The organism is Microcoleus sp. K4-B3 (genome assembly GCF_036704615.1).
Taxonomy (GTDB): domain Bacteria; phylum Cyanobacteriota; class Cyanobacteriia; order Cyanobacteriales; family Microcoleaceae; genus Microcoleus.
In genome coordinates this window covers 1-19,567 of sequence record NZ_JAUBSF010000110.1, presented here as the reverse complement: position 1 = coordinate 19,567, position 19,567 = coordinate 1, and the positions used below count along the sequence as shown (strand labels likewise).

Sequence of the window (19,567 nt, the reverse complement as noted above, 5' to 3'; positions counted from 1 at the left end):
ATCTCCTATGAAGGCGATAGCGCTATCGTTACTTTGTCCGGTAATAGCCGGGTAAGTGTCGCGTAAATGTATCAGAACAGTTAATTCCGATGTTGTTGGGCGAAGATGTATTGGCGATCGTCGATGCACTTTTAACTGCCTTGAAAGAAGGTTGTAGCGAAGACGAATTAGCGAGTGCAGTCACTTATGCTGCTGCCCTCCGCGTAGCCCGGTTTAATACGAATAACGACCACAGCGACTGGAATTCAGCGCACCATCCCTTTACCTTTGCGAATGCGGTGCATCAAGGATTGCGACGATCGCCTTCAATAGAGTTACTGCGGGGAGTTTTCGATGCAGCGATCGGCGTATATCTCAATCGTTTCTTAAATGTACCGCCTGCGCGACTTCCAGAACCAACAGATTTAGTTGATAATCCAGAGGAATTGATCAAACAACTGCCCGACTTGTTGGACAGACAGCAACAGGTGAATCAAGTCGGTAAATTAGTTGCAAAATACTTATATAGCGGTGGCAAATCGGAACGGTTGATGGCAGTTTTAGGAAAACTGATGCTGCGAGAAAATCGGGATTTCCACGTTATTCAGCAGGTAGAAGCAGCATTTCGCCAGTATGCTTTATTAGAGAATGCGGGCGATCGCATTGTGGTATTAGTGGCGGCGGCAAGGTATTTAGCCGCCCATGCCCCGACAGTGCGATCGCAAGCACAAACTTATCAAATGGCAGATGGATTGCACCGGGGCGATCGCTTATTTGAGGAGTCACCGGAAGTATAGCTTCTCGTCATAACTCACATCTTGCACCAATATCAATAATCCTTTTTTGGGCGGGATCTCCTGCCCACCCCACAAGAAAACTCATTCTTCGCTTCACAGGCCGGAAAGCCTGTTAAGCGAGAATGGTGAAAGATGTGAGTCATAAGGCAATACGGTTCAGATAAGAATAATCTGATTTCCTTTCACAAGTCTGGAACTCTCATAAATGCGTGAAATGAAATTCGTCTGAAAGCGCTAACCCAAGCGTATTGGATTAAAATCCATATGTAGTCAGAGGGTAAAATGTAGCTATAGCTACATTTTACCCCAAGTTGCCGGAAGAGCCGTATGGAATCTTAAATATTGGTAGATTCAATATAGCCAACTTTGTTATATTGACATGCCTAAACTTTTATGATTTAATTTTGCTATTGCTTAAGACATTCAGCCGAGGAAAACAACCGCACAGTGCAAAGCTTTCCTTTGAATAAGGTTGAGTCAAGCAAAAAAGTAAATTTGCGTAAGTTCTGATTCCCAAACATCAAAAAGGTAATTCATGAGCAAGATCACCGACGGACTACCTGCTTCAGAATTCATGAAAAAGAACTTAGGTATTTCTGAAGCTCCTGTTGAAGCATACCTGAACTACGGATATGCACTCCTCGCTATTGCTGGAGCTGATGGAGAGGTTTCAGAAGCCGAATTTAATTGGTTACTAAATCATCAGCGTCTTGTTGGCGCACCTGAAGAAGTAATAGAGCAATACAAAACATTTGACTACAAAAATGCTGATTTAGAAAGTTTGCTGAGTAAGATTACAGTTGATGTTCCTACTTGGTCGAAATCAAGGTCATTGCTGTATCATGCAATTCAAATGGCTAGCGCCGATGAGGATTACTCACCTGAAGAGCGAAAAGCTGTTAAGAAAGCAGCTAAACTGTTGAAGGTGGAAGATGATATTGCACTTGCTCTCAATAGGTTGGTAGAGACAGAAGAAGCAGTAACTGCATTACGCAAAGCGTTACTACAGACTGAGGTTTTAGCTTAATTGAGCAGAACCCAACATTCCCATCAGGTTGATTCACTGGGTGTGGGATGTAGGGTGTGGGAGCCCACGCGTAAATCAAAGTGCAAGTCGCTATTTCGTGGCGTCTGGGATTGAAATAAGGAGGCTCTTATGTTTCGTTTAGACAGGGATTCCAACCCCGTCTAAACGAGTGCTCCTAAATCTCCAGATTTGGAAGGGGTTTTAAACCCTTACTTCTTTTAGTCGTGGGCAGAGGACGGAAGCATTTCTCCTGCCTCCTGCCCTCTGCTTTCAGGAGATAAAATGAAACCAGAATTCAATTTTTTTCAGCATTGGTATCCTCTTTCGCCAGTCGAAGATTTAGATCCCAAGCAACCAACATCTGTGACACTTCTGGGACTGCGTTTAGTCATCTGGAAACCAAAATCATCTGAAACTTTCCAAGTGTTTTTAGATCGATGTCCGCACCGGCTTGCTCCCCTAAGTGAGGGTCGCATTGATGACGAAACAGGGAATTTAATGTGTAGTTATCATGGTTGGCAATTCGATCGGCAAGGAATTTGTACTCATATTCCCCAAGCAGAAAATCCAGAACTTGCGAGTAATAATCAAAAAAATCTGTGTGCTGTAGCACTACCAGTTCGTCAGCAACAGGATTTACTCTGGGTTTGGCCAGATGCAAAATCAAGCCAACAAGCTACCGATACACCATTGCCTTTGTCACCTCAAGTAGACGCAAGCAAAGGCTTTGTTTGGTTTTCTTTTGTACGAGATTTAGAGTATGACTGGCAAACTCTTGTGGAAAATGTGGCAGATCCGAGTCATGTTCCTTTTTCTCATCACGGCGTGCAGGGCGATCGCAAACAAGCAAGACCGATCCCGATCAAAATTGTGCAATCAACACCTAATTTGATTGAAGCGACTATAGGAAGAGATGTACAAAGAACAATCACTTTTGAACCACCTTGTCGCTTGGAGTATGCGTTCAGTTTTAACGATGGCAGCAAACAGTTTGGACTTATCACCTACTGTATACCTGTATCTCCAGGTAAGTCCAGAATTGTCGCTTATTCTACCCGTAACTTTGGCAAAACACTCTATCGTCTCACACCCCGTTGGTGGGATCACCTCAACGAACGCAATCTGGTTATCGATGGAGATATGGTTCTTCTACAGCAGCAAGAATATTTTCTCCAACAAACACAATCTACTGAAAGCTGGAAAACTGCCTATCAGCTACCTACAAGTGCAGACCGTTTAGTAATAGAGTTTAGGAATTGGTTCGATCGCTATTGTCACGGACAACTACCTTGGAGCGAAGTTGGAATCAATGTTCCACCAACACGTAATATCAATAGCGATCGCGAACAAATCCTCGATCGCTACAAACAACACACTCAACATTGTCGTAGCTGTCGAGAAGCACTTTTGATTGTGCAACGCTTGCAAGCAGTGCTTTTAATCTACTTTGCTATTACTGTTTGCGCTGTTGCTCTCCTTCCCGATGGATTGCAACTGACTCTGGGTTTACCCTTAATTGTGACAGCACTATTAGGTCTAGGAGCTTACGCTTGGCTGAGATTCTGGCTTCGTCCGAGATTTTACTTTGTGGACTACATCCATGCGGACAGATAGAGGCGTTCATGCTTGGAAAAACTATTAGCTTGCTTATTTTGTTAGATAAAGTTATCACTAGATTAGCGGGATCTCCTGAACTTGCGGTGATATTTTTATCTAATTAGAAAAGCAAGCTAATACGCGTTATCGAAAATTATCAAAGTTTGACAAGCCATATCCTTGTCGCATAATTAACTTAATTCGATTATTTATTCCTGACATCACTCCACTTGTTGTGCGATTAAGAAAGTAATTACAAATCCCTTCAAAATGATTAACAATTGTCGAAGTTGATTCTTGGAAAAATATTTGCGCATAATTCAGCTAATCCTTGAACTCTGTCTGAGCTATTTTGACGGTCATCTTGGTCTCAATACGGTTCAGATAAGAATAATCTGATTTCCTTTCACAAGTCTGGAACTCTCATAAATGCGTGAAATGAAATTCGTCTGAAAGCACTAACTGAACCGTATTGAGTCATAAGGCACTTCTTCGGTAAATAATTGCCCCGATCATTTCTTGGAAATTATCCCCTTGTCATCAATTTTCAAATCTGTCTTGGGAAAATCGCTTTTTGTCAAACGGTCAATCAACCCCACACTCCTAAAATCGTCATCAATAGATGGGATGCCTTGCCGATTAAGTTCCACTGGGATAATCTTACCCGAAACAAAATCCCCTTGCGGAGTCATTTTCACATCCAAAATTAGAGATTGACCGAGTGCTCCTGCTGTGGACAAAGTGCGATAACCCAAAAAATTTCCCAGCGAATAAGCAATCAATTTACCTTTATAAAGTTCCATCGCTCGGGGAACGTGCGGGCCGTGTCCCAAAATCAAATCTGCTCCCGCATCAATCATCGTCCGCGAAAACAAAACCATATTTCCCCGGTTTTCTCCGTAAAAAATTTCAGTTTTATTTCTCACATTGATAGCTCCCGTTCCTTCAGCTCCAGCATGAACTGATATCACTACAATATCAGCCTTTTCCTTAGCTTTTTTGACAACTTCGGCTCCCGCTTTCAGTTCCAGCAAGGAATTGTGAACGTCGCCGTAGTTGCTGAAACCGATAAATGCAAAATTCACACCCTTAACATTTTGATAAACAATTTGATCTCTTTTACCAACAGCCTTCATGCCATTGCTGTCGATGTTTTTAATCGTGTCATTAAATCCCTGCTCGTTAAAATCGTAAGAGTGATTGTTGGCAACATTCAAAATATCAAAACCAACATCTTTGAAAATTTTGGCATAACTCGGAGGCGTCCGAAAGGCAAACAGCATTCGTCCGCCGCCTGCTTTGGAACTGTAAGGATAATCGGTCATCGTGCTTTCAAAATTGCCAAACAGAATATCAGCTCCTTTGAGGTATGGTTTTACCGACTCCAATAAAAGCTCTTTTTTTGGCGGCAGTTTGTTGTACGGATAATTTGTGCCGGGGATCATGTCGCCAACTGCTTTGATGCTGACAGTTGCGGGCACAGTGGCAGGTTTTTTTGCAGCCTGGGAGGGCGATTTTGGAGCTGCCAGGGGTTGGGCTGCCGGTGCAGGTGCGGGTGTCGATATCGCTTCTTGTACCGCAGGCTTTGACGTTAGAGGGTTAATAGTAGCAGTACTTGAGGATTTGTAAAGTTGAGAAGCCAGAACAAAGCCGGATATCGGTACGATAATTAGACTCAGAACACCGACTGACAGCCCAGATTTTTTAGTTTTAGTGCGGGCTAACTCTGGCTGTGCTGATGGCTTTTGCTGCCGTTGGTTTGTGGGTTTGGGAGTTGGGATTTTAGGGGGTTGGGGCGGAGATTGTTCTGGTGTTTGAGGCGGCGCAGTTGTGACATTTTGAGGTTTTTCTAGCTTGGGCAAAGTCACAGGAATGGGAGAAGCGGGTAAACTAGCGGCTACTGCTTCACTCGCAGCTACTGCTGCATTAACGGCAACTAATGCACTCACAGGTGCGGAAGTCAAGCGTTTTTTTAATTCTACCGTCTGAGTCCAAGCGGGCAATTGCTGGCCGCCCCGTCGCCCGTAAACTGTCACTGAGTAAAGGTTATTTGGTTGCAGCCGCTGCAACCCTTTTACTGCGACTCTGAGACAGGCTTCTTCTGCGGGCAATTGTTCTGCTTCCAGCAGCAGGTGCAGGGTGTCATTTTCCCGGCTGGCTTTAGCCGTGACGCCGAAGCTTTCGAGTGCTTGGCCGATCAGAAATGCGATCGCCCGGGCATCGCCTTCTTTTGCTAAATTTAAAATATCTTGTTGGCTCACAAATGCCTCTTCTCACACTAGAAATTTAGCTCGATCTTATATCAAATTTGACTGCACAGGATTAAAGACCGATTGATTTAACTTAACTAAGTGGGTACAAATAGACAGAACGCGGGGAGAGCGCGGGTGCGTGAAACTGTCTGCTCGCTCTCACTCTAGCTCCTAACCAAAGCTGCTCCCAGTTCTACAAGATAGTATGATTCTCGGCGATTGCTTGCTGAATACAATATTTCCTAACGGTTATCTTAGTCGATCGCCCAAAAACTTCTATCCGCCATAATTCCCCCCCTTGAAATTAACATTGGTAAAATCAGCGCTCTCTTTTTTACAGCAGTTTCGATAAAAAAACCCGGTTTCTTCGATCGAGAGTGCGTCCTGGAATGTACTGAAAATATTCGGTTTAACAGCCAAGAATACACTCAAAAACGCAGTTTATCGTTTCCACTGCAAATACACCTTGTCCGATTTCCGTCCAGATTAAGACAAAAACGATCGACCCGCAGGCTCGGAAGCTTGTTAAACTCTTGGTCATGCCACGCTATCCGTCAGAAATCGACGGCGAGCAACAATCGCCCGCCTGCGCCCCGGAAGCCCCGTGGCGCTGCGCGTGCACTGCACGCAGCTAAGGCTCCGCTTGCTGAGATGAGCTGCAATCAATTTTCTCGATGCCGCTGCTTTATTCGCGGCCGCCGATGTAGCTCGTCTCAAACTAATTAGTTAAAGGACTTCCACGTCAATGACGCAGTTGTGTTAATCATATCTGGCTCGCTGCCCTCTCAAACCCGGGTTTTTCGCGAGTCTGGTGCTATTTGTGAGTTAGTTAAGCGCATAGCAGCTAGGATCGAGCTAACTCAAGGTTACACTAAAGCTCGTCATGCGGCGTTGCCTCTCAAAACCCGGATTGAGTCTTATGGCGCACTACCGCTTCTTTGTATGTTTGTTCACCTGCATTGCCTGTCTGGGCGCTGCGTTCAGTCCCAGTGCGGACGGAAGGCAACAGGTACTAAATGCCTCCTACCGAGCTATTTCCCTAGAAATTGCTCAGGCGAACTCTCCCCCGGACGATCGCCAGGACTCCAACCCTCCAAAACCGTCTCCAGCGCCCGATAAAAACAAATCTAAGCCGTCCAAAACGTCAAAATCCAATTCCAAAACCCCGAAACCGATCTCCAATTTGATTGTCATTTTGTCTCGCCAGCGGGGGTTGTTAATGTTGGGTTTGGCAGCAGTTGTCGTCACGGCAGCGGCAGTATTTATCATGCTCAAATTAGTTAGCAGCGGCGAGTCAAATCATTCTAAGCGAAGACGGGGAAGAGTCGATCGCCACAACCAAAGAAACTCTCAATTCACCAATCCCGATTCTCCTACAAACTCGCACGAAATTGGACATCAAGAGGTTTCTTTTGGGGGACAAAAACCGCGGCCAGCTTTGCCCTACCATTTTGATTTGCCAAAAGACTACAGTCTCGACAGCAGCGATCGGCCTTTACCGTTTATCCGGGAATCGGGGGAACCAGAATCCGAGGATGCAGCAGTCGAGGGCGATCTAATTAATTCCGACACAGTGCCCTTGGATACTAACAGCAACGGTTACAGCGACACAGGTTTCAACATTCCCGAAACAACTAATCGAGCCGATTCCCTAGCGAGTCGGAAAAAAGATATTTCCCTTCCCGAAAGGGATGGCAGGCCTAAAGTTGATATTATTGAAGCACTGATTGAAGATTTGCAGCACCTAAATCCGGCAAAGAGGCGCAAAGCAATTTGGGAACTCGGCCAGCGGGGAGATTCCAGAGCAGTTGAGCCGTTGCTCGATTTGCTAGCAAATTCCGACTCGAAGCAGTACAGTTTAATTTTGGCAAGTCTCTCGGAAATTGGCATTCGCACGCTGAAACCCATGAATAATGCCTGGTCAATTTCCCTGCAAAATGAAAATCCAGAAGTGCGTAAAAATGCGATTCGCGACTTGACGCGGATTTACGAATTGGTGAATCAAATCAGTCACTTGTTGCACCGTGCGACGGACGATCCCGATCCAGAAGTTCAGGAAACTGCTCGCTGGGCCATCAATCAGTTGAATCGCATCCGTCCGCGTTCTGGGAGAGATTGATAAATCTAGCAATTTTTAAGTAATTTGAGATTGGAGATTTGAGAGTAAAAAATTTAGAATTTAGATTATGTTAGAATTAGTCAAGGCTGACTAATGACTAATGACTAATGACTAATAACTCTTTAAAACTATTGTTCCTGTCAACTTCTGTCGGTAAACTGGGTTCCGGGTTGGGCGGCGGTGTCGAACTTACAGTCCTTAACATTGCTAAAGAATTGCAGCGCCGCGGTCATAAAATAGCAGTTGTAGCACCAGTAGGTTCAGTCTTAGAATCAATTCCAGTAATCGAAATAACAGGCGATTTGCAAGTAACCGCCCAAACACAAGATTACAATGCTTGTATTGTGATGCCCGCCGATTCTGTGCTTGCGAATATGTGGGAATATGCTCGCCAAGTTCAGGATGAATGGGATGTCATTGTTAACTTTGCCTACGATTGGCTGCCGTTTTATTTGACGCCATTTTTTAGGACTCCGATCGCACATTTGATCAGCATGGGCTCCCTTTCGGCATCCCTCGATCGCATTGCCGGACAAACCGCCGTCCAGTTTCCTGGTACGATCGGAGTTCACACCGCTTCTCAAGCCAAAACATTCGCCTTTGCCGAAGAATGTCAGTTGTTGGGAAATGGCATAGATTTATCCCTGTACGAATTTTGCAACCAACCGCAGTCTAAATTAGCTTGGCTAGGCCGCATCGCCCCGGAGAAAGGCTTAGAAGATGCAGTAGCGGCAGCGAAAATTACAGGCATTCCCCTAAAAATTATGGGCAAAATGCAAGATGAGGATTATTGGCAAAAAATTTGTGCAGATTACCCGGATGCTCCGGTAGAATATTTAGGATTTTTGACAACAACCCAAATGCAAGAGCAAGTCCGGCAGTGCCGAGCATTGTTGATGACGCCGCGTTGGGTGGAAGCTTTCGGAAATGTCGCGATCGAGGCTTTAGCGTGCGGTGTGCCTGTGATTGCTTACGAGCGCGGGGGGCCGGCCGAAATTGTTCGAGACGGACTGACGGGCTTTTTAGTGGAGCCTGACAGTGTAAATGGCTTGGTGGGTGCGATCGCCCGCTTAGACCAAATTGACCGCAGCGCTTGCCGGCGACAAGCAGAGGTAGAATATTCTTTGGGAGCTTTGGGCGATCGTTTTGAACACTGGTTCAAATCTATTCTAAAATTGAGTTAAATAAACTCTTAATCGACCACAAAAAAAGAAAACAGAAAAAACTATGGCAACCGAACGTTTAGTGCTTTTATCCAGTAGAGAAATCGAAAAAATGCGCCAAGCAGGCCGTTTAGCTGCCGAACTTCTCCTACACCTAGAACCAATGGTTAAACCCGGTGTCAGCACTCTCGAAATTAACGACGAAGCCGAACGCTGGACTTTGGCACACGGAGCAAAAAGCGCTCCGCTAGGTTATAAAGGATTTCCTAAATCTCTGTGTGCAAGCGTCAATGAAGTAGTATGTCACGGCATCCCGAATGCTAAACAAATTCTCAGAGAAGGTGACATTATTAATATTGATGTAACGCCTTTAGTTGACGGCTATCACGGCGATACTTCCAAGACTTTTTTTGTGGGCAAACCTTCACCGGTAGCGAAAAAGTTAGTGGAAGTAACTGAGGAATGTCTCAGAAGAGGAATTGCTGAAGTTAAACCGGGTGCTCGTACCGGGGACATCGGTGCAGCGATTCAAGAATATGCTGAAGCACAGGGTTTTTCGGTAGTGCGAAATTTTGCCGGGCACGGGGTTCACCGAGTCTTTCACACTGAACCGGAAATTCTGCACTACGGCAAGCGGGGCACGGGAAAGAAGCTCAGACAAGGCATGGTTTTTACGATCGAGCCGATGATTAATGAGGGTACTTGGGAAGTGGAAATTCTCGCCGATGGTTGGACTGCTATCACGCAGGATGGAAAGCTTTCGGCTCAATTCGAGCACACTCTGGCTGTGACTGATTCTGGGGTGGAAATTCTAACTTTGCCTTAATTGTTGACGGTTGACTGTTGACTGTTGGCAGTTGACTGTTGGCAGTTGACCGTTGACAGTCAATGGTTTGCCATCAACTATTTAAAGGAGCTAATATGGAAAGCTTTCAACAGCTACAAGTTTATCAATTAGCTGAAAAAATATCTAACGAAATATGGTTTATTGTTAAAAAGTGGGACGACTTTGCGAAGGATACGATGGGCAAACAAATAGTGCGATCGGCGGATAGTGTTGGTGCTAATATTGCAGAAGGACATGGACGCTATAGCTATCAAGATAATCAGCGTTTTGTAAAAATTGCCAGAGGTTCATTAAACGAAACAAGACATTGGTTGAGACTTGCATACGCTCGCAATCTTTTGACTCAAGAACAAATCCCTCGAGTGCATCCTTTATTAAATGAACTTTCACCAAAACTTAATGCCTATCTTAACTCACTAAAACAAAAAGCCAAAGGTTAACAATCAACAGTCAACAGTCAACAGTCAACAGTCAACAGTCAACAATCAACCTACTAATGACTAAAATAAAATTTCTACAACCAGGAGATTTGCTCAAAGTAATTGCCCCTAGTGGCACTTTGCGAGAATCAACCAACTTTGAAAAGGGTGTAGAAATTTGGAAATCTCGCGGCTATCGAGTTGAATTAACACCGGGTTTTGACGATCGCTGGGGCTATTTGGCTGGTTCCGATGAAAACCGCGTCCGACAGCTAGCAGATGCCCTCAATGACCCGGATTGTCGCGGTATTCTCTGTGTGCGAGGCGGTTTCGGCAGCACTCGACTTTTGGAAAAAGGAAATGTGGCAAAGGCGGAAAACTCCCAATTTCCCCCTCCCGATTCCCATTCGCCGAAATGGTTGATCGGCTTTTCCGACATTACTGCTTTGCTGTGGAATCAGGCTAAATTGGGTATTTGGGGCGTTCACGGGCCGATGCTGACAACTTTGGCTGCGGAACCGGATTGGTCTGTCGATCGACTTTTTGACTGCATCGAAGGTCGTCCCTTACAATCTTTGCAAGGTAAAGGATGGGGCAGCGGACAAGCCACCGGGAGGCTGTTTCCGGCGAATCTGACGGTGGCTTCTCATTTGCTCGGAACCCCGTATCAACCGGATTTGACGGGGGTTATTCTCGCCTTTGAGGATGTTTCTGAGGCTCCTTACAGGGTCGATCGAATGCTGACTTTGTGGCGGATGGCGGGGGCTTTCGCTGGGGTGCGGGGCATTGCTTTGGGGCGCTTCAGCCGCTGCGAGATTGACCCGAGTATTCCCAGTTTTAGCATTGAAGAGGTTTTGCGCGATCGGCTGGGGGACTTGAATATTCCCATTGTCTCGGATTTGCCCTTCGGCCACGAGGGGGTTAACGCTGCTTTACCGATGGGAATTAGGGCTTGTCTCGACGCTGAATCGGGATTGCTGATTTGCGGCGATAAATCGCAACTTTAGGTTAAGGATCGACGTCTATAAATTTAACATGAGATTTTGCACCAGCTAAACAGCCCTAGGGTTGGGTGAGGTTGACACGGTTGGCAGAAATTACATTTAAAATGGATTGTGTATGCAAATGTCGGCGCCAAGAAAGCACAAAGATTTTAAAATTTTCCAGAGGTTGATATGAGAACGCACAACTTGTTAAAAAGTATTGCTGCCACTGTGCTAGTTGCAGGATTGGCACTCACTGGCATTTCGTCTAGTGCAGTTGGCGAACAGATACAGAATAACGATCGCATAGATGGAGTAATTCGCCGCACTTCCCCGATTTACCGTTTCCGGAATATGTGGGTTCCGGGTTCTCCGACGGAAGAATTGCGCGGCCAAGAATACACATTCAGCGCTCGCGAAGGCGATAACATTGAAGTGTTTTTAGACACAGATAGAAGTCGCGGTTTTACTCCCGTGATGGTACTGTTTTACGAGAACAACAAACAAGTTGCTTTTACGCAAGACCGTTCTTTTAATTATCAAATTCCCCGTGGTGGCGAGTACAAACTTTTAGTATTAGCAAAAGATGCTGCCAGAGGCGGTAGCTACACCCTAGAAGTTGCGGGAATTGATGGGGGCGACAGACGATCTCGCAATTCGCGGGACGATTGGTACACCGGGCGAGATAACGGCCGAAATGACGGTCGATATGACAGAGCACAGCTTCTGCAAGATGATTTTGGCTTGCGATCTATCAACTGTAGCGAGAGACGTTCTATGGTCAGAGTAAGGTTTGACGATAATAATCAAAACTCGACTTACTGCGCTGTCCCGACTAGAAACTTTCCGGCGGGAGATTATTACTACAATTCGCGGACTAGAGATTTAGATTCGGCGAGGGTGGATGATAATAGGAGGTTCGATGAGGGCCGCGATCAATGTCGCGTATCCGTAGGCGGAGTGTGCGTAACGAGGTAAGTAGGTCAAACTAGCGCGGGATCAGAAACCGGGTTTCTACGAAGAAACCCGGTTTCTTTGCGTATACACAGGATTTATACCAGTCCTTTATATACAGTCGATCTCTGACCGAAAGCATCCAGGATACAAGCCCCCGGATTCATCCGTCCAGAAATAAAAAACCTGTATCCGATAAAGGAGCCCCCGAATTTATCCGTGGGGTCAATCCTTCAATTCTAAAATCTCAAATCTCAAATCTCAAATCGATTGACCCTCGCCTCACTTTCTTTGGCCATGACAAAATACACATTTGTACACACAAGATTTTCTCGAAAAGGACGATCGCACAGTGGTAAGCTACCAAAGGCATTAAAATATCTAAGGTAGAGAAAAGTTAAAATGTCGGCATTAAATGAAGTTCCCTTGTTGTTGCGGGCAGCCCGCGGCGAAACCCTAGACCGCCCGCCCGTGTGGATGATGCGCCAAGCCGGCCGCTACATGAAGGCTTATCGAGATTTGCGAGAAAAGTATCCCTCGTTTCGCGAACGTTCGGAAATTCCCGAAGTTGCGATCGAAGTTTCCCTTCAGCCGTGGCGCGCGTTTCAACCCGACGGCGTAATTCTGTTTTCCGATATTGTCACCCCCATGCCGGGTTTGGGCATCGACATGGACATCGCCGAAGGCAAAGGGCCGATTATCCACGCACCCATCCGCACTCAGCAGCAAATCGACAACCTGCAACCGCTGAACCCGGAAGAAAGCTTGCCGTTTATCAAAACAATCCTGAAATCCTTGCGCGAGGAAGTCGGCAACAAATCCACCGTGCTCGGTTTTGTGGGCGCGCCGTGGACGCTGGCGGCCTATGCCGTTGAGGGTAAAGGTTCTAAGGATTATGCAATTATCAAAAACATGGCATTTTCCGATCCAACTTTACTGCATCAGTTGCTCTCAAAATTTGCAGATGCGATCGCCGTTTACGTGCGCTATCAAATCGACTGCGGCGCGCAAGTAGTGCAAATGTTCGACTCCTGGGCCGGCCAACTGTCCCCGCAGGACTACGACACCTTCGCTCTACCTTACCAGAAACAGGTGTTCGAGCAAGTCAAAAAAACCCATCCCGACACCCCGCTAATTCTGTTAGTCACTGGAAGTGCCGGCATCCTCGAACGCATGGCAACATCCGGCGCAGATATCGTCAGCGTCGATTGGACAGTGGATATGGCCGACGCGCGCCGACGTTTGGGCCCGAATATGAACGTTCAGGGAAATCTCGATCCGGGCGTGTTGTTTGGTTCTCAACCGTTTATTCGCGATCGAATTCTTGATACAATTCGCAAAGCCGGTCATCGCGGACACATTCTCAATTTGGGACACGGCGTATTACCGGGAACTCCCGAAGATAACGTGCGTTTCTTCTTTGAAACCGCAAAACAAGCCGACAAATTGCTTGCAGTTGCTGCTTGATTTGATTTCGATTGTAGAATCCGATCGAATCCGGTTAATTGCACCTGATATTTGTAGGGAGAGGGCAATGCCCATTGGTATCAACTTAACGTAAAACCGACCGTCTCTCTTGTTTGTATCAAACTCTAGATCCCCCCTAACCCCCCTTAATAAGGGGGGGACAGGAAGCACTCTTTCGTCCCCCTTCTTAAGGGGGATTTAGGGGGATCGAGACTGGGTTAAAAGCGAGATTTATCAGGGGGTCCAGTCTTAAGTTGACACCAATAGGCAATGCCGTCTCCCTACCCTCGAAAAAGATTATATAATCGGAGCGAATCCGGTTAACTGCACCTGATATTTGTAGGACACTCCAAGAGTCCATTAGTGTCAATTTAACGTAAAACCGACCGTTTCTCTTGTTTGTATCAAACTCTAGATCCCCCCTAACCCCCCTTAATAAGGGGGGGGACATGAAGCACTCAAAGTCTCCCTTCTTAAGGGGGATTTAGGGGGATCTGGACTCGAATAAAAGCGATATTCCTCATGGACTTTAGGCTTAAGTTGACACTAATAGGCCATGCCGTCTCCCTACCGTCGAAAAAGCGTCAAATCCTCCCTCTTCCCCTGCGGCAAAATGAACTCCAAAAAAATTTTTGTGACGGGTGCAAGTGGCTGTATCGGTCACTACATGGCCGAAACTTTGATTCAAGAGACAAACCACGAACTTTACCTCTTAGTTCGCAACCCCGAAAAATTAAAATTTGACTGGAAAGCCCGCCCCGGCATCAATATCATACAAGGCGATATGCGAGATATCGATCGACACGCCGAACTTCTGCAAACAATTAATGTCGCAATTTTAGCTGCCACTGCTTGGGGAGGAACTCAAGAAGTGTTTGACGTTAACGTGACCAAAACTCTCCGGCTAATTCAACTACTTTCGCCACAGACTTGCCAACAAGTAATTTATTTTTCAACTGCCAGCATTCTCGGTCGAGACAACAATTTGCTGAAAGAAGCCGGGGAACTGGGGACAGATTATATTAGCTCAAAATACAACTGCATGGTGCATTTGTCAGCCTTGACAAATGTGCCTCCTATTACGGCACTTTACCCGACATTAGTATTGGGAGGAGACGCAGAAAAACCAGTCTCTCACTTGTCATCTGGTCTGCCCCTTGTCGCAAAATGGATTGGTTTGATTCGCTGGTTTAAGGCAGATGGCAGTTTTCACTTCATCCACGGCGCAGATATTGCTAAAGTAGTTAATTATTTAGTTGAACATCCGCCGGCTTCCGAGGAACCGCGACATTTTGTGCTAGGAAATCCGGCGATTACAGCTAACGAAGTGGTAGAACAAGCTTGCCAGTATTTGAATAAAAACATATTTTTTCGGATTACTCTGTCACCTTGGCTGGCCGATTTCTTTATTTGGCTGTTCCGAATTCAGGTGGCTGCTTGGGATAGATTTTGCATCAGCTACCGCCATTTTACCTATCAAAATCTTGTGAATCCCGAAAGCATAGGAATGCCGAGTTACTGCGGCACAGTGGCCGATATGTTAAGAACTAGCGGGATTCCCGGCAAAGATTCAAATTAGGGGAGAAGCAAGAGGGAAGTTCGGCAACGAGCAATGTACGGGATGTAACGGATGTAACGGATGTAACGGATAAATGTTGAGGAAAAAGGAAGAGGAAATGTGCATCAAACTACTAATGTAGGCCACACCATAAGCACTTTACGAGATATATGTAGGGTACGCCTCGGCGCACCTTACGAATAATGTAAGTTTTTCAAATTCTTTTTTGCCTTAGTCCCATGCTTTTTAAATGCGATTATCGTCAATTAACGGTCAAATACGATAAGATGTCAGCATTTGCAAACTTTAACAGGGAACTGCCAGCTAAAAATTGCGCTCATTCTCTTTGTCTTAGGGGGTGTCACCCCTCGCCAAATATTCGATCGAGTGCAAGATCGTAATTTTAGCCTTAACATGAAGTCTTGAGAGTCGATCGAACTCTCAAACACGCCAGCCCGATCGCAAGTTGTTTACTGATGTGAGGTTTAACATATAATGCGAGTTCTCCTAGTTTACCCCCTGTTTCCGAAAACATTTTGGTCTTACGAGAAAATCCTAGAATTAGTCGATCGTAAAGTGCTGCTGCCACCGCTGGGTTTGGTAACGGTAGCAGCTATTTTACCCCAAGAATGGGAATTTAAGTTAGTCGATCGCAATATCAGACAAATCACCGAAGCAGAATGGGAATGGGCAGAGCTCGTTATTCTCTCCGCAATGATTGTCCAAAAAGAAGATTTGCTAGACATCATTCGCGAAGCAAAACGGCGCGGTAAATCCGTAGCTTGCGGCGGCCCTTACCCGACATCCGTACCCGAAGAACCTCAAGCAGCGGGCATAGATTACCTGATTCTCGACGAAGGCGAAATCACCTTGCCGATGTTCGTCGAAGCAATAGGGCGCGGCGAAAAAAGCGGAATGTATCGATCGGACGGCGTAAAACCCGATGTTACCACAACCCCAATTCCCCGCTTCGATTTGCTGGAATTAGACGCCTACGACTCAATGTCAATTCAATTTTCCAGAGGCTGTCCTTTCCAGTGCGAATTCTGCGATATCATCGTCCTCTACGGGCGCAAACCCCGCACCAAAAACCCCCAACAATTGATCGCAGAATTAGACTGTCTCTACAACTTGGGCTGGCGGCGCGGCGTGTTCATGGTAGACGACAACTTTATCGGCAACAAACGCAGCGTCAAACTGTTGCTAAAAGACTTAAAAGTCTGGCAAGAAGAACACAAATTCCCGTTTACTTTCAACACCGAAGCATCCATCGATTTAGCACAAGACAAAGAATTGATGGATATGATGGTAGCGTGCAATTTTAATGCAGTATTTCTAGGGATTGAAACCCCGGATGAAGAAAGCTTGCAAATGACAAAAAAATTCCAAAATACCCGCAATTCCCTGATCGAATCAGTAGAGTTAATTGCGAAAACTGGTTTGCGAGTAATGGCTGGATTCATCATCGGATTCGACGGCGAAAAACCCGGTGCCGGTCAGCGGATTGTCCAGTTTGCCGAAGCAGCCGCCATTCCGAGCACAACCTTTGGAATGCTGCAAGCTTTGCCGCACACTGCATTGTCCCACAGACTAGCAAAAGAAGGGCGGTTGCGCGACAAATCTGGCAACCTCAATCAGACTACTTTGATGAACTTTATTCCGACGCGGCCTCTCGAAGATATTGCCCGCGAATATGTCGAGGCATTCTGCGAAGTGTACGATGCTGAGAAATATTTAGACCGGACTTATCGCCATTTCTTAATGTTAGGTGCACCTACAGCAAAGATACCTGCTCGAGTTCCCAGTTGGATAGACTTGCGAGCACTGCTAACTGTGGTGTGGCGGCAGGGAGTCAAGCGTAGCACTCGCTGGAAGTTTTGGCATCATTTGTTCAGCATTCTCAAGCGCAATCCTGCGGTTTGGGATCATTATTTGACTGTGTGTGCTCACAACGAGCATTTTCTGGAATACCGCCAGATTGTGCGGGATGAAATCGAATCTCAATTGGCTGACTTTTTGGCTAATGAGTCTCAAACCGTCTATCAAGAACCTGTTGCTGTTGAGGAAAAGCAAGTGCAAGCGGTTTAGGGTTCGAGAATTAAACCTAATACCCAGATACCCGACTTCTTAAACAAGTCGGGTATCTAAATTGCTGGAACAAAAATATCCTCTGGGTGATTGAAGAGATTTACCCCACACTCAGCAATTCATCAAGCTTGTTCTTTAGGTCAGGCGATGCGATTAGTGGTCTATAAGTTTCACCTTCATAGGGCTTCCAAACATATCCAAGACTGAACGCTCGAAAAACCGAAGATGCTCCCGTTGCTTGCCAAACAGCTTCAGCTAAAACCAAACCTGGAAAAACTAACGCAGGCTCTTCAATCAATTCGCTGTAGGTTCTAAACTCATCTACTTCCACACCAACTAAAGCATACCGAAACGGTGGAGCAAACCGCAAACTATGATACAGAAAAATACCTATTTCTGTCATTAAATAAGCACTTTCTGGTGTGTCAATCCCAATCTCACTGATGCCACTTGGACAAACTCTACACCACCAATTTTCTTCTATATCCTGAAAAGTTTCTGCCCGACATTGGGAATGTCTACCGTTTGACAGAACCCAAGAAATTTCATTGAAATATTGAGCAAATTGCTGTGCTTCAGATTGCTTTGTGCCACATTCAGCCGATAAGCTAAATACCCATGCCATTGCTCTTCTCCCGTTGACTAAATTAAACTATCAAACTTTCTCCCATTCGCTCTGTGTCTGGGCCAGCGCTACTTCATATTTCTCTAAAAGCATTGTAGCGCTTGGCAAAATACTGACATGAGTTGGACTATCTTGTACAGCTTCAATATCTCCAACAATCTTGCTGTCGTCAATCTGCCAAAGAGGATCTTTTCCTATTCCGCCAAATTTTGGGGGTTTGCGGAATGGTGGTAAGCCTTCGATAGAGAGGGATACAGACATTCCTTTTGTGTTTCTAATGGCTACAGTGACAGACTCCTCTGAAGACTTGCGCTCTGTTTCTGGTAGTAAATAACCTTGTTCATCCAACCAGTCTTTGGGTACTTGCTCAACATCAATGTCAATACTGGGTCTGACTCCCAGTAGCCTCGCGTTGCGTCCCATTTTGGGTTTACCGTTTTCTTCTGCCATGCCTCGATAATAGAGTCTTGCCATTAGCCTTTTATCAGCTCAACTCGATCGCCATACCAATCATAAGATAGTTGCTGCATTGGTTTCACCCGATCTTTAAATATAACATTTTTGCCTTGTTTATCACCACACCCGCTGAATTGGGTAAGCATCAAAAGCTTCATCGCGACTAATCAAAACAAGCGAATGATTCATCGTCTGTGCTACCAGAATGCGATCGAAAGGATCTCGATGATGCAGAGGAAGACCTGCGTAAATCTCAGTGTCTTCAAATGTAATTGGTAGAATTTGAGCGTTAATGTATTGCAATTCCTTCGGCAGGTCTTCAAATGGTCGATTCAGTTGAAGCTTACCGACATTGATTTTAATAGAGATTTCCCAAAGACTGGCAATACTAAAATACAAACCTGTTTTAGTATCGATAGCTTCTTTTGCTTTACTACCTAGATTGGAATCGCCAAGCAAATACCACAGAAAGGCATGAGTATCTAAAAGGGATTCCATGTTACATATATTCCTTTAAATCTTCCAGCGGTTCATCGAAATCATCAGACATAACGATCCGATCGGCCCAACTACCATAACCATGAGGTTGTTCAATTTGTTCGGGAGATGATTCTGTTTTGGCGTGTTTTTGAAGTAGATATTTTGCATAATGCAATATCTCTTGTTTGAGAGATTCTGGCATCTTGACGACAGTTTGAAAAATCTCTAGATCGATAGTCATGATTTCTGTACAATTTTTACTATGTCATATTCACCAATTATACTGTAATGGCAGTCAAAAGGTATTTGGTGCGAAGGGAGAGCGCCCTGTGATTGCTCTCCCTTGATACGATTACTTGCGATCGCACAAACGCGGGTTTGTCTGTTTGCCCTTGTCTGTTTCAGTCGGCTCATCTTTCTGCAACGCTGTCAGGATTTGAAAGCACAGCTTGAGCAGAAACAGTAATCCGCCTGCTGTTGGATCGCACAAAGTTGCAAAGCCAACCACCGCAAACTCGATTACTTGGAGCCATTTCTTTTTGTTGGAAAGTTTCATCAGGAGTAGTTTGAAATCGACTCTTACATCGTTTCAAAAATGCTCTCAAGCATGGTCAGAGTAAGTGTTTGACTATTTGTCAGACTTGTCAGACTTGTCAGACTTGTCAGATTTGCCATAATTGATACCAATTTCATAAAATAGTGCTACAGTTAGTAGAAATGCATTTTGCAATTTAGTAGCCAAAGAGAGGTCAAAACC

18 protein-coding genes and 1 pseudogene are annotated in these 19,567 nt (G+C 45.4%); 12 read left to right on the top strand and 7 right to left on the bottom strand.

Features of this window, described 5'->3' with window-relative positions; all coding sequences use genetic code 11:
- Positions 1 to 89 precede the first annotated feature (89 nt).
- From QUA78_RS28660 to QUA78_RS28650, 3 genes are all read left to right on the top strand, one after another.
- Positions 90 to 776 carry a hypothetical protein gene (locus tag QUA78_RS28660; protein WP_333304247.1) on the top strand — a complete coding sequence of 229 codons (687 nt, stop codon included), beginning with the start codon at positions 90 to 92 and terminating at the stop codon, positions 774 to 776.
- Positions 777 to 1,311: 535 nt separating this feature from the next.
- Complete coding sequence (locus QUA78_RS28655; RefSeq protein ID WP_333304246.1) at positions 1,312 to 1,803, top strand: TerB family tellurite resistance protein; 492 nt, start codon at positions 1,312 to 1,314, stop codon at positions 1,801 to 1,803.
- 282 nt (positions 1,804 to 2,085) lie between these two features.
- Positions 2,086 to 3,417, top strand: a complete 1,332-nt coding sequence (locus QUA78_RS28650) for a Rieske 2Fe-2S domain-containing protein (RefSeq protein WP_333304245.1) — start codon at positions 2,086 to 2,088, stop codon at positions 3,415 to 3,417.
- A 126-nt stretch (positions 3,418 to 3,543) separates the two neighbouring features.
- Here QUA78_RS28650 and QUA78_RS28645 read toward each other — a convergent pair.
- Together QUA78_RS28645 and QUA78_RS28640 are read right to left on the bottom strand one after the other, a co-directional pair.
- Positions 3,544 to 3,771 (bottom strand): annotated as a pseudogene (locus tag QUA78_RS28645) (transposase); the annotation flags it as partial.
- A gap of 140 nt (positions 3,772 to 3,911) precedes the next feature.
- On the bottom strand, positions 3,912 to 5,660 hold the full coding sequence (locus QUA78_RS28640) for a CapA family protein (RefSeq protein WP_333304244.1): 1,749 nt from the start codon (positions 5,658 to 5,660) through the stop codon (positions 3,912 to 3,914).
- Between the two features lie 910 nt (positions 5,661 to 6,570).
- Here QUA78_RS28640 and QUA78_RS28635 point away from each other — a divergent pair.
- The 9 genes from QUA78_RS28635 to QUA78_RS28595 all read left to right on the top strand — a co-directional run bounded on the left by QUA78_RS28635 (position 6,571) and on the right by QUA78_RS28595 (position 17,249).
- The gene (locus QUA78_RS28635; RefSeq protein WP_333304243.1) at positions 6,571 to 7,770 is read left to right on the top strand and encodes a HEAT repeat domain-containing protein; all 1,200 of its coding nucleotides are present in this window, start codon (positions 6,571 to 6,573) and stop codon (positions 7,768 to 7,770) included.
- 107 nt (positions 7,771 to 7,877) lie between these two features.
- Entirely contained in the window at positions 7,878 to 8,954 is a 1,077-nt protein-coding gene (locus QUA78_RS28630) for a glycosyltransferase family 4 protein (protein WP_333304242.1), read from the top strand.
- 43 nt (positions 8,955 to 8,997) lie between these two features.
- Positions 8,998 to 9,759 carry a type I methionyl aminopeptidase gene (map, locus tag QUA78_RS28625; RefSeq protein ID WP_333199558.1) on the top strand — a complete coding sequence of 254 codons (762 nt, stop codon included), beginning with the start codon at positions 8,998 to 9,000 and terminating at the stop codon, positions 9,757 to 9,759.
- Positions 9,760 to 9,854: 95 nt separating this feature from the next.
- Positions 9,855 to 10,220, top strand: coding sequence for a four helix bundle protein (locus QUA78_RS28620; protein ID WP_333304241.1), 366 nt, complete (start codon positions 9,855 to 9,857; stop codon positions 10,218 to 10,220).
- Positions 10,221 to 10,276: 56 nt separating this feature from the next.
- On the top strand, positions 10,277 to 11,206 hold the full coding sequence (locus tag QUA78_RS28615) for an LD-carboxypeptidase (RefSeq protein ID WP_333304240.1): 930 nt from the start codon (positions 10,277 to 10,279) through the stop codon (positions 11,204 to 11,206).
- A gap of 168 nt (positions 11,207 to 11,374) precedes the next feature.
- Positions 11,375 to 12,160: a hypothetical protein gene (locus QUA78_RS28610; protein WP_333304239.1), complete on the top strand. Its 786-nt coding sequence runs from the start codon at positions 11,375 to 11,377 to the stop codon at positions 12,158 to 12,160.
- A 378-nt stretch (positions 12,161 to 12,538) separates the two neighbouring features.
- Positions 12,539 to 13,603: a uroporphyrinogen decarboxylase gene (gene hemE, locus QUA78_RS28605; RefSeq protein ID WP_172190091.1), complete on the top strand. Its 1,065-nt coding sequence runs from the start codon at positions 12,539 to 12,541 to the stop codon at positions 13,601 to 13,603.
- A 613-nt stretch (positions 13,604 to 14,216) separates the two neighbouring features.
- Complete coding sequence (locus QUA78_RS28600) at positions 14,217 to 15,182, top strand: NAD(P)-dependent oxidoreductase (RefSeq protein ID WP_333304238.1); 966 nt, start codon at positions 14,217 to 14,219, stop codon at positions 15,180 to 15,182.
- 474 nt (positions 15,183 to 15,656) lie between these two features.
- A complete protein-coding gene (locus QUA78_RS28595) occupies positions 15,657 to 17,249 on the top strand; it encodes a B12-binding domain-containing radical SAM protein (RefSeq protein WP_333304237.1) in 1,593 nt (530 codons plus the stop codon).
- A gap of 100 nt (positions 17,250 to 17,349) precedes the next feature.
- Here the strand turns inward: QUA78_RS28595 and QUA78_RS28590 are convergent, their stop codons facing one another.
- The 5 genes from QUA78_RS28590 to QUA78_RS28570 all read right to left on the bottom strand — a co-directional run bounded on the left by QUA78_RS28590 (position 17,350) and on the right by QUA78_RS28570 (position 19,366).
- The gene (locus tag QUA78_RS28590) at positions 17,350 to 17,874 is read right to left on the bottom strand and encodes a hypothetical protein (RefSeq protein WP_333304236.1); all 525 of its coding nucleotides are present in this window, start codon (positions 17,872 to 17,874) and stop codon (positions 17,350 to 17,352) included.
- A gap of 30 nt (positions 17,875 to 17,904) precedes the next feature.
- Complete coding sequence (locus QUA78_RS28585; RefSeq protein WP_333304235.1) at positions 17,905 to 18,348, bottom strand: Tse2 family ADP-ribosyltransferase toxin; 444 nt, start codon at positions 18,346 to 18,348, stop codon at positions 17,905 to 17,907.
- 99 nt (positions 18,349 to 18,447) lie between these two features.
- Entirely contained in the window at positions 18,448 to 18,828 is a 381-nt protein-coding gene (locus QUA78_RS28580; RefSeq protein ID WP_333399156.1) for a type II toxin-antitoxin system VapC family toxin, read from the bottom strand.
- A gap of 1 nt (position 18,829) precedes the next feature.
- Positions 18,830 to 19,051, bottom strand: coding sequence for a type II toxin-antitoxin system VapB family antitoxin (gene vapB / locus QUA78_RS28575; RefSeq protein ID WP_333307309.1), 222 nt, complete (start codon positions 19,049 to 19,051; stop codon positions 18,830 to 18,832).
- Positions 19,052 to 19,162: 111 nt separating this feature from the next.
- Positions 19,163 to 19,366 carry a hypothetical protein gene (locus QUA78_RS28570; RefSeq protein WP_333189256.1) on the bottom strand — a complete coding sequence of 68 codons (204 nt, stop codon included), beginning with the start codon at positions 19,364 to 19,366 and terminating at the stop codon, positions 19,163 to 19,165.
- Positions 19,367 to 19,567: the final 201 nt, after the last annotated feature.

What these genes read in the sequence shown, in the direction of transcription:
- QUA78_RS28585 (WP_333304235.1), bottom strand. Translation starts at nt 18,348, where the DNA reads ATGGCAAGACTCTATTATCGAGGCATGGCAGAAGAAAACGGTAAACCC.
- QUA78_RS28660 (WP_333304247.1), top strand. Translation starts at nt 90, where the DNA reads ATGTTGTTGGGCGAAGATGTATTGGCGATCGTCGATGCACTTTTAACT.
- QUA78_RS28570 (WP_333189256.1), bottom strand. Translation starts at nt 19,366, where the DNA reads ATGAAACTTTCCAACAAAAAGAAATGGCTCCAAGTAATCGAGTTTGCG.
- map (WP_333199558.1), top strand. Translation starts at nt 8,998, where the DNA reads ATGGCAACCGAACGTTTAGTGCTTTTATCCAGTAGAGAAATCGAAAAA.
- QUA78_RS28600 (WP_333304238.1), top strand. Translation starts at nt 14,217, where the DNA reads ATGAACTCCAAAAAAATTTTTGTGACGGGTGCAAGTGGCTGTATCGGT.
- QUA78_RS28635 (WP_333304243.1), top strand. Translation starts at nt 6,571, where the DNA reads ATGGCGCACTACCGCTTCTTTGTATGTTTGTTCACCTGCATTGCCTGT.
- QUA78_RS28615 (WP_333304240.1), top strand. Translation starts at nt 10,277, where the DNA reads ATGACTAAAATAAAATTTCTACAACCAGGAGATTTGCTCAAAGTAATT.
- QUA78_RS28610 (WP_333304239.1), top strand. Translation starts at nt 11,375, where the DNA reads ATGAGAACGCACAACTTGTTAAAAAGTATTGCTGCCACTGTGCTAGTT.
- QUA78_RS28580 (WP_333399156.1), bottom strand. Translation starts at nt 18,828, where the DNA reads ATGGAATCCCTTTTAGATACTCATGCCTTTCTGTGGTATTTGCTTGGC.
- QUA78_RS28630 (WP_333304242.1), top strand. Translation starts at nt 7,878, where the DNA reads ATGACTAATAACTCTTTAAAACTATTGTTCCTGTCAACTTCTGTCGGT.
- QUA78_RS28590 (WP_333304236.1), bottom strand. Translation starts at nt 17,874, where the DNA reads ATGGCATGGGTATTTAGCTTATCGGCTGAATGTGGCACAAAGCAATCT.
- QUA78_RS28650 (WP_333304245.1), top strand. Translation starts at nt 2,086, where the DNA reads ATGAAACCAGAATTCAATTTTTTTCAGCATTGGTATCCTCTTTCGCCA.
- QUA78_RS28595 (WP_333304237.1), top strand. Translation starts at nt 15,657, where the DNA reads ATGCGAGTTCTCCTAGTTTACCCCCTGTTTCCGAAAACATTTTGGTCT.
- QUA78_RS28620 (WP_333304241.1), top strand. Translation starts at nt 9,855, where the DNA reads ATGGAAAGCTTTCAACAGCTACAAGTTTATCAATTAGCTGAAAAAATA.
- QUA78_RS28655 (WP_333304246.1), top strand. Translation starts at nt 1,312, where the DNA reads ATGAGCAAGATCACCGACGGACTACCTGCTTCAGAATTCATGAAAAAG.
- vapB (WP_333307309.1), bottom strand. Translation starts at nt 19,051, where the DNA reads ATGACTATCGATCTAGAGATTTTTCAAACTGTCGTCAAGATGCCAGAA.
- hemE (WP_172190091.1), top strand. Translation starts at nt 12,539, where the DNA reads ATGTCGGCATTAAATGAAGTTCCCTTGTTGTTGCGGGCAGCCCGCGGC.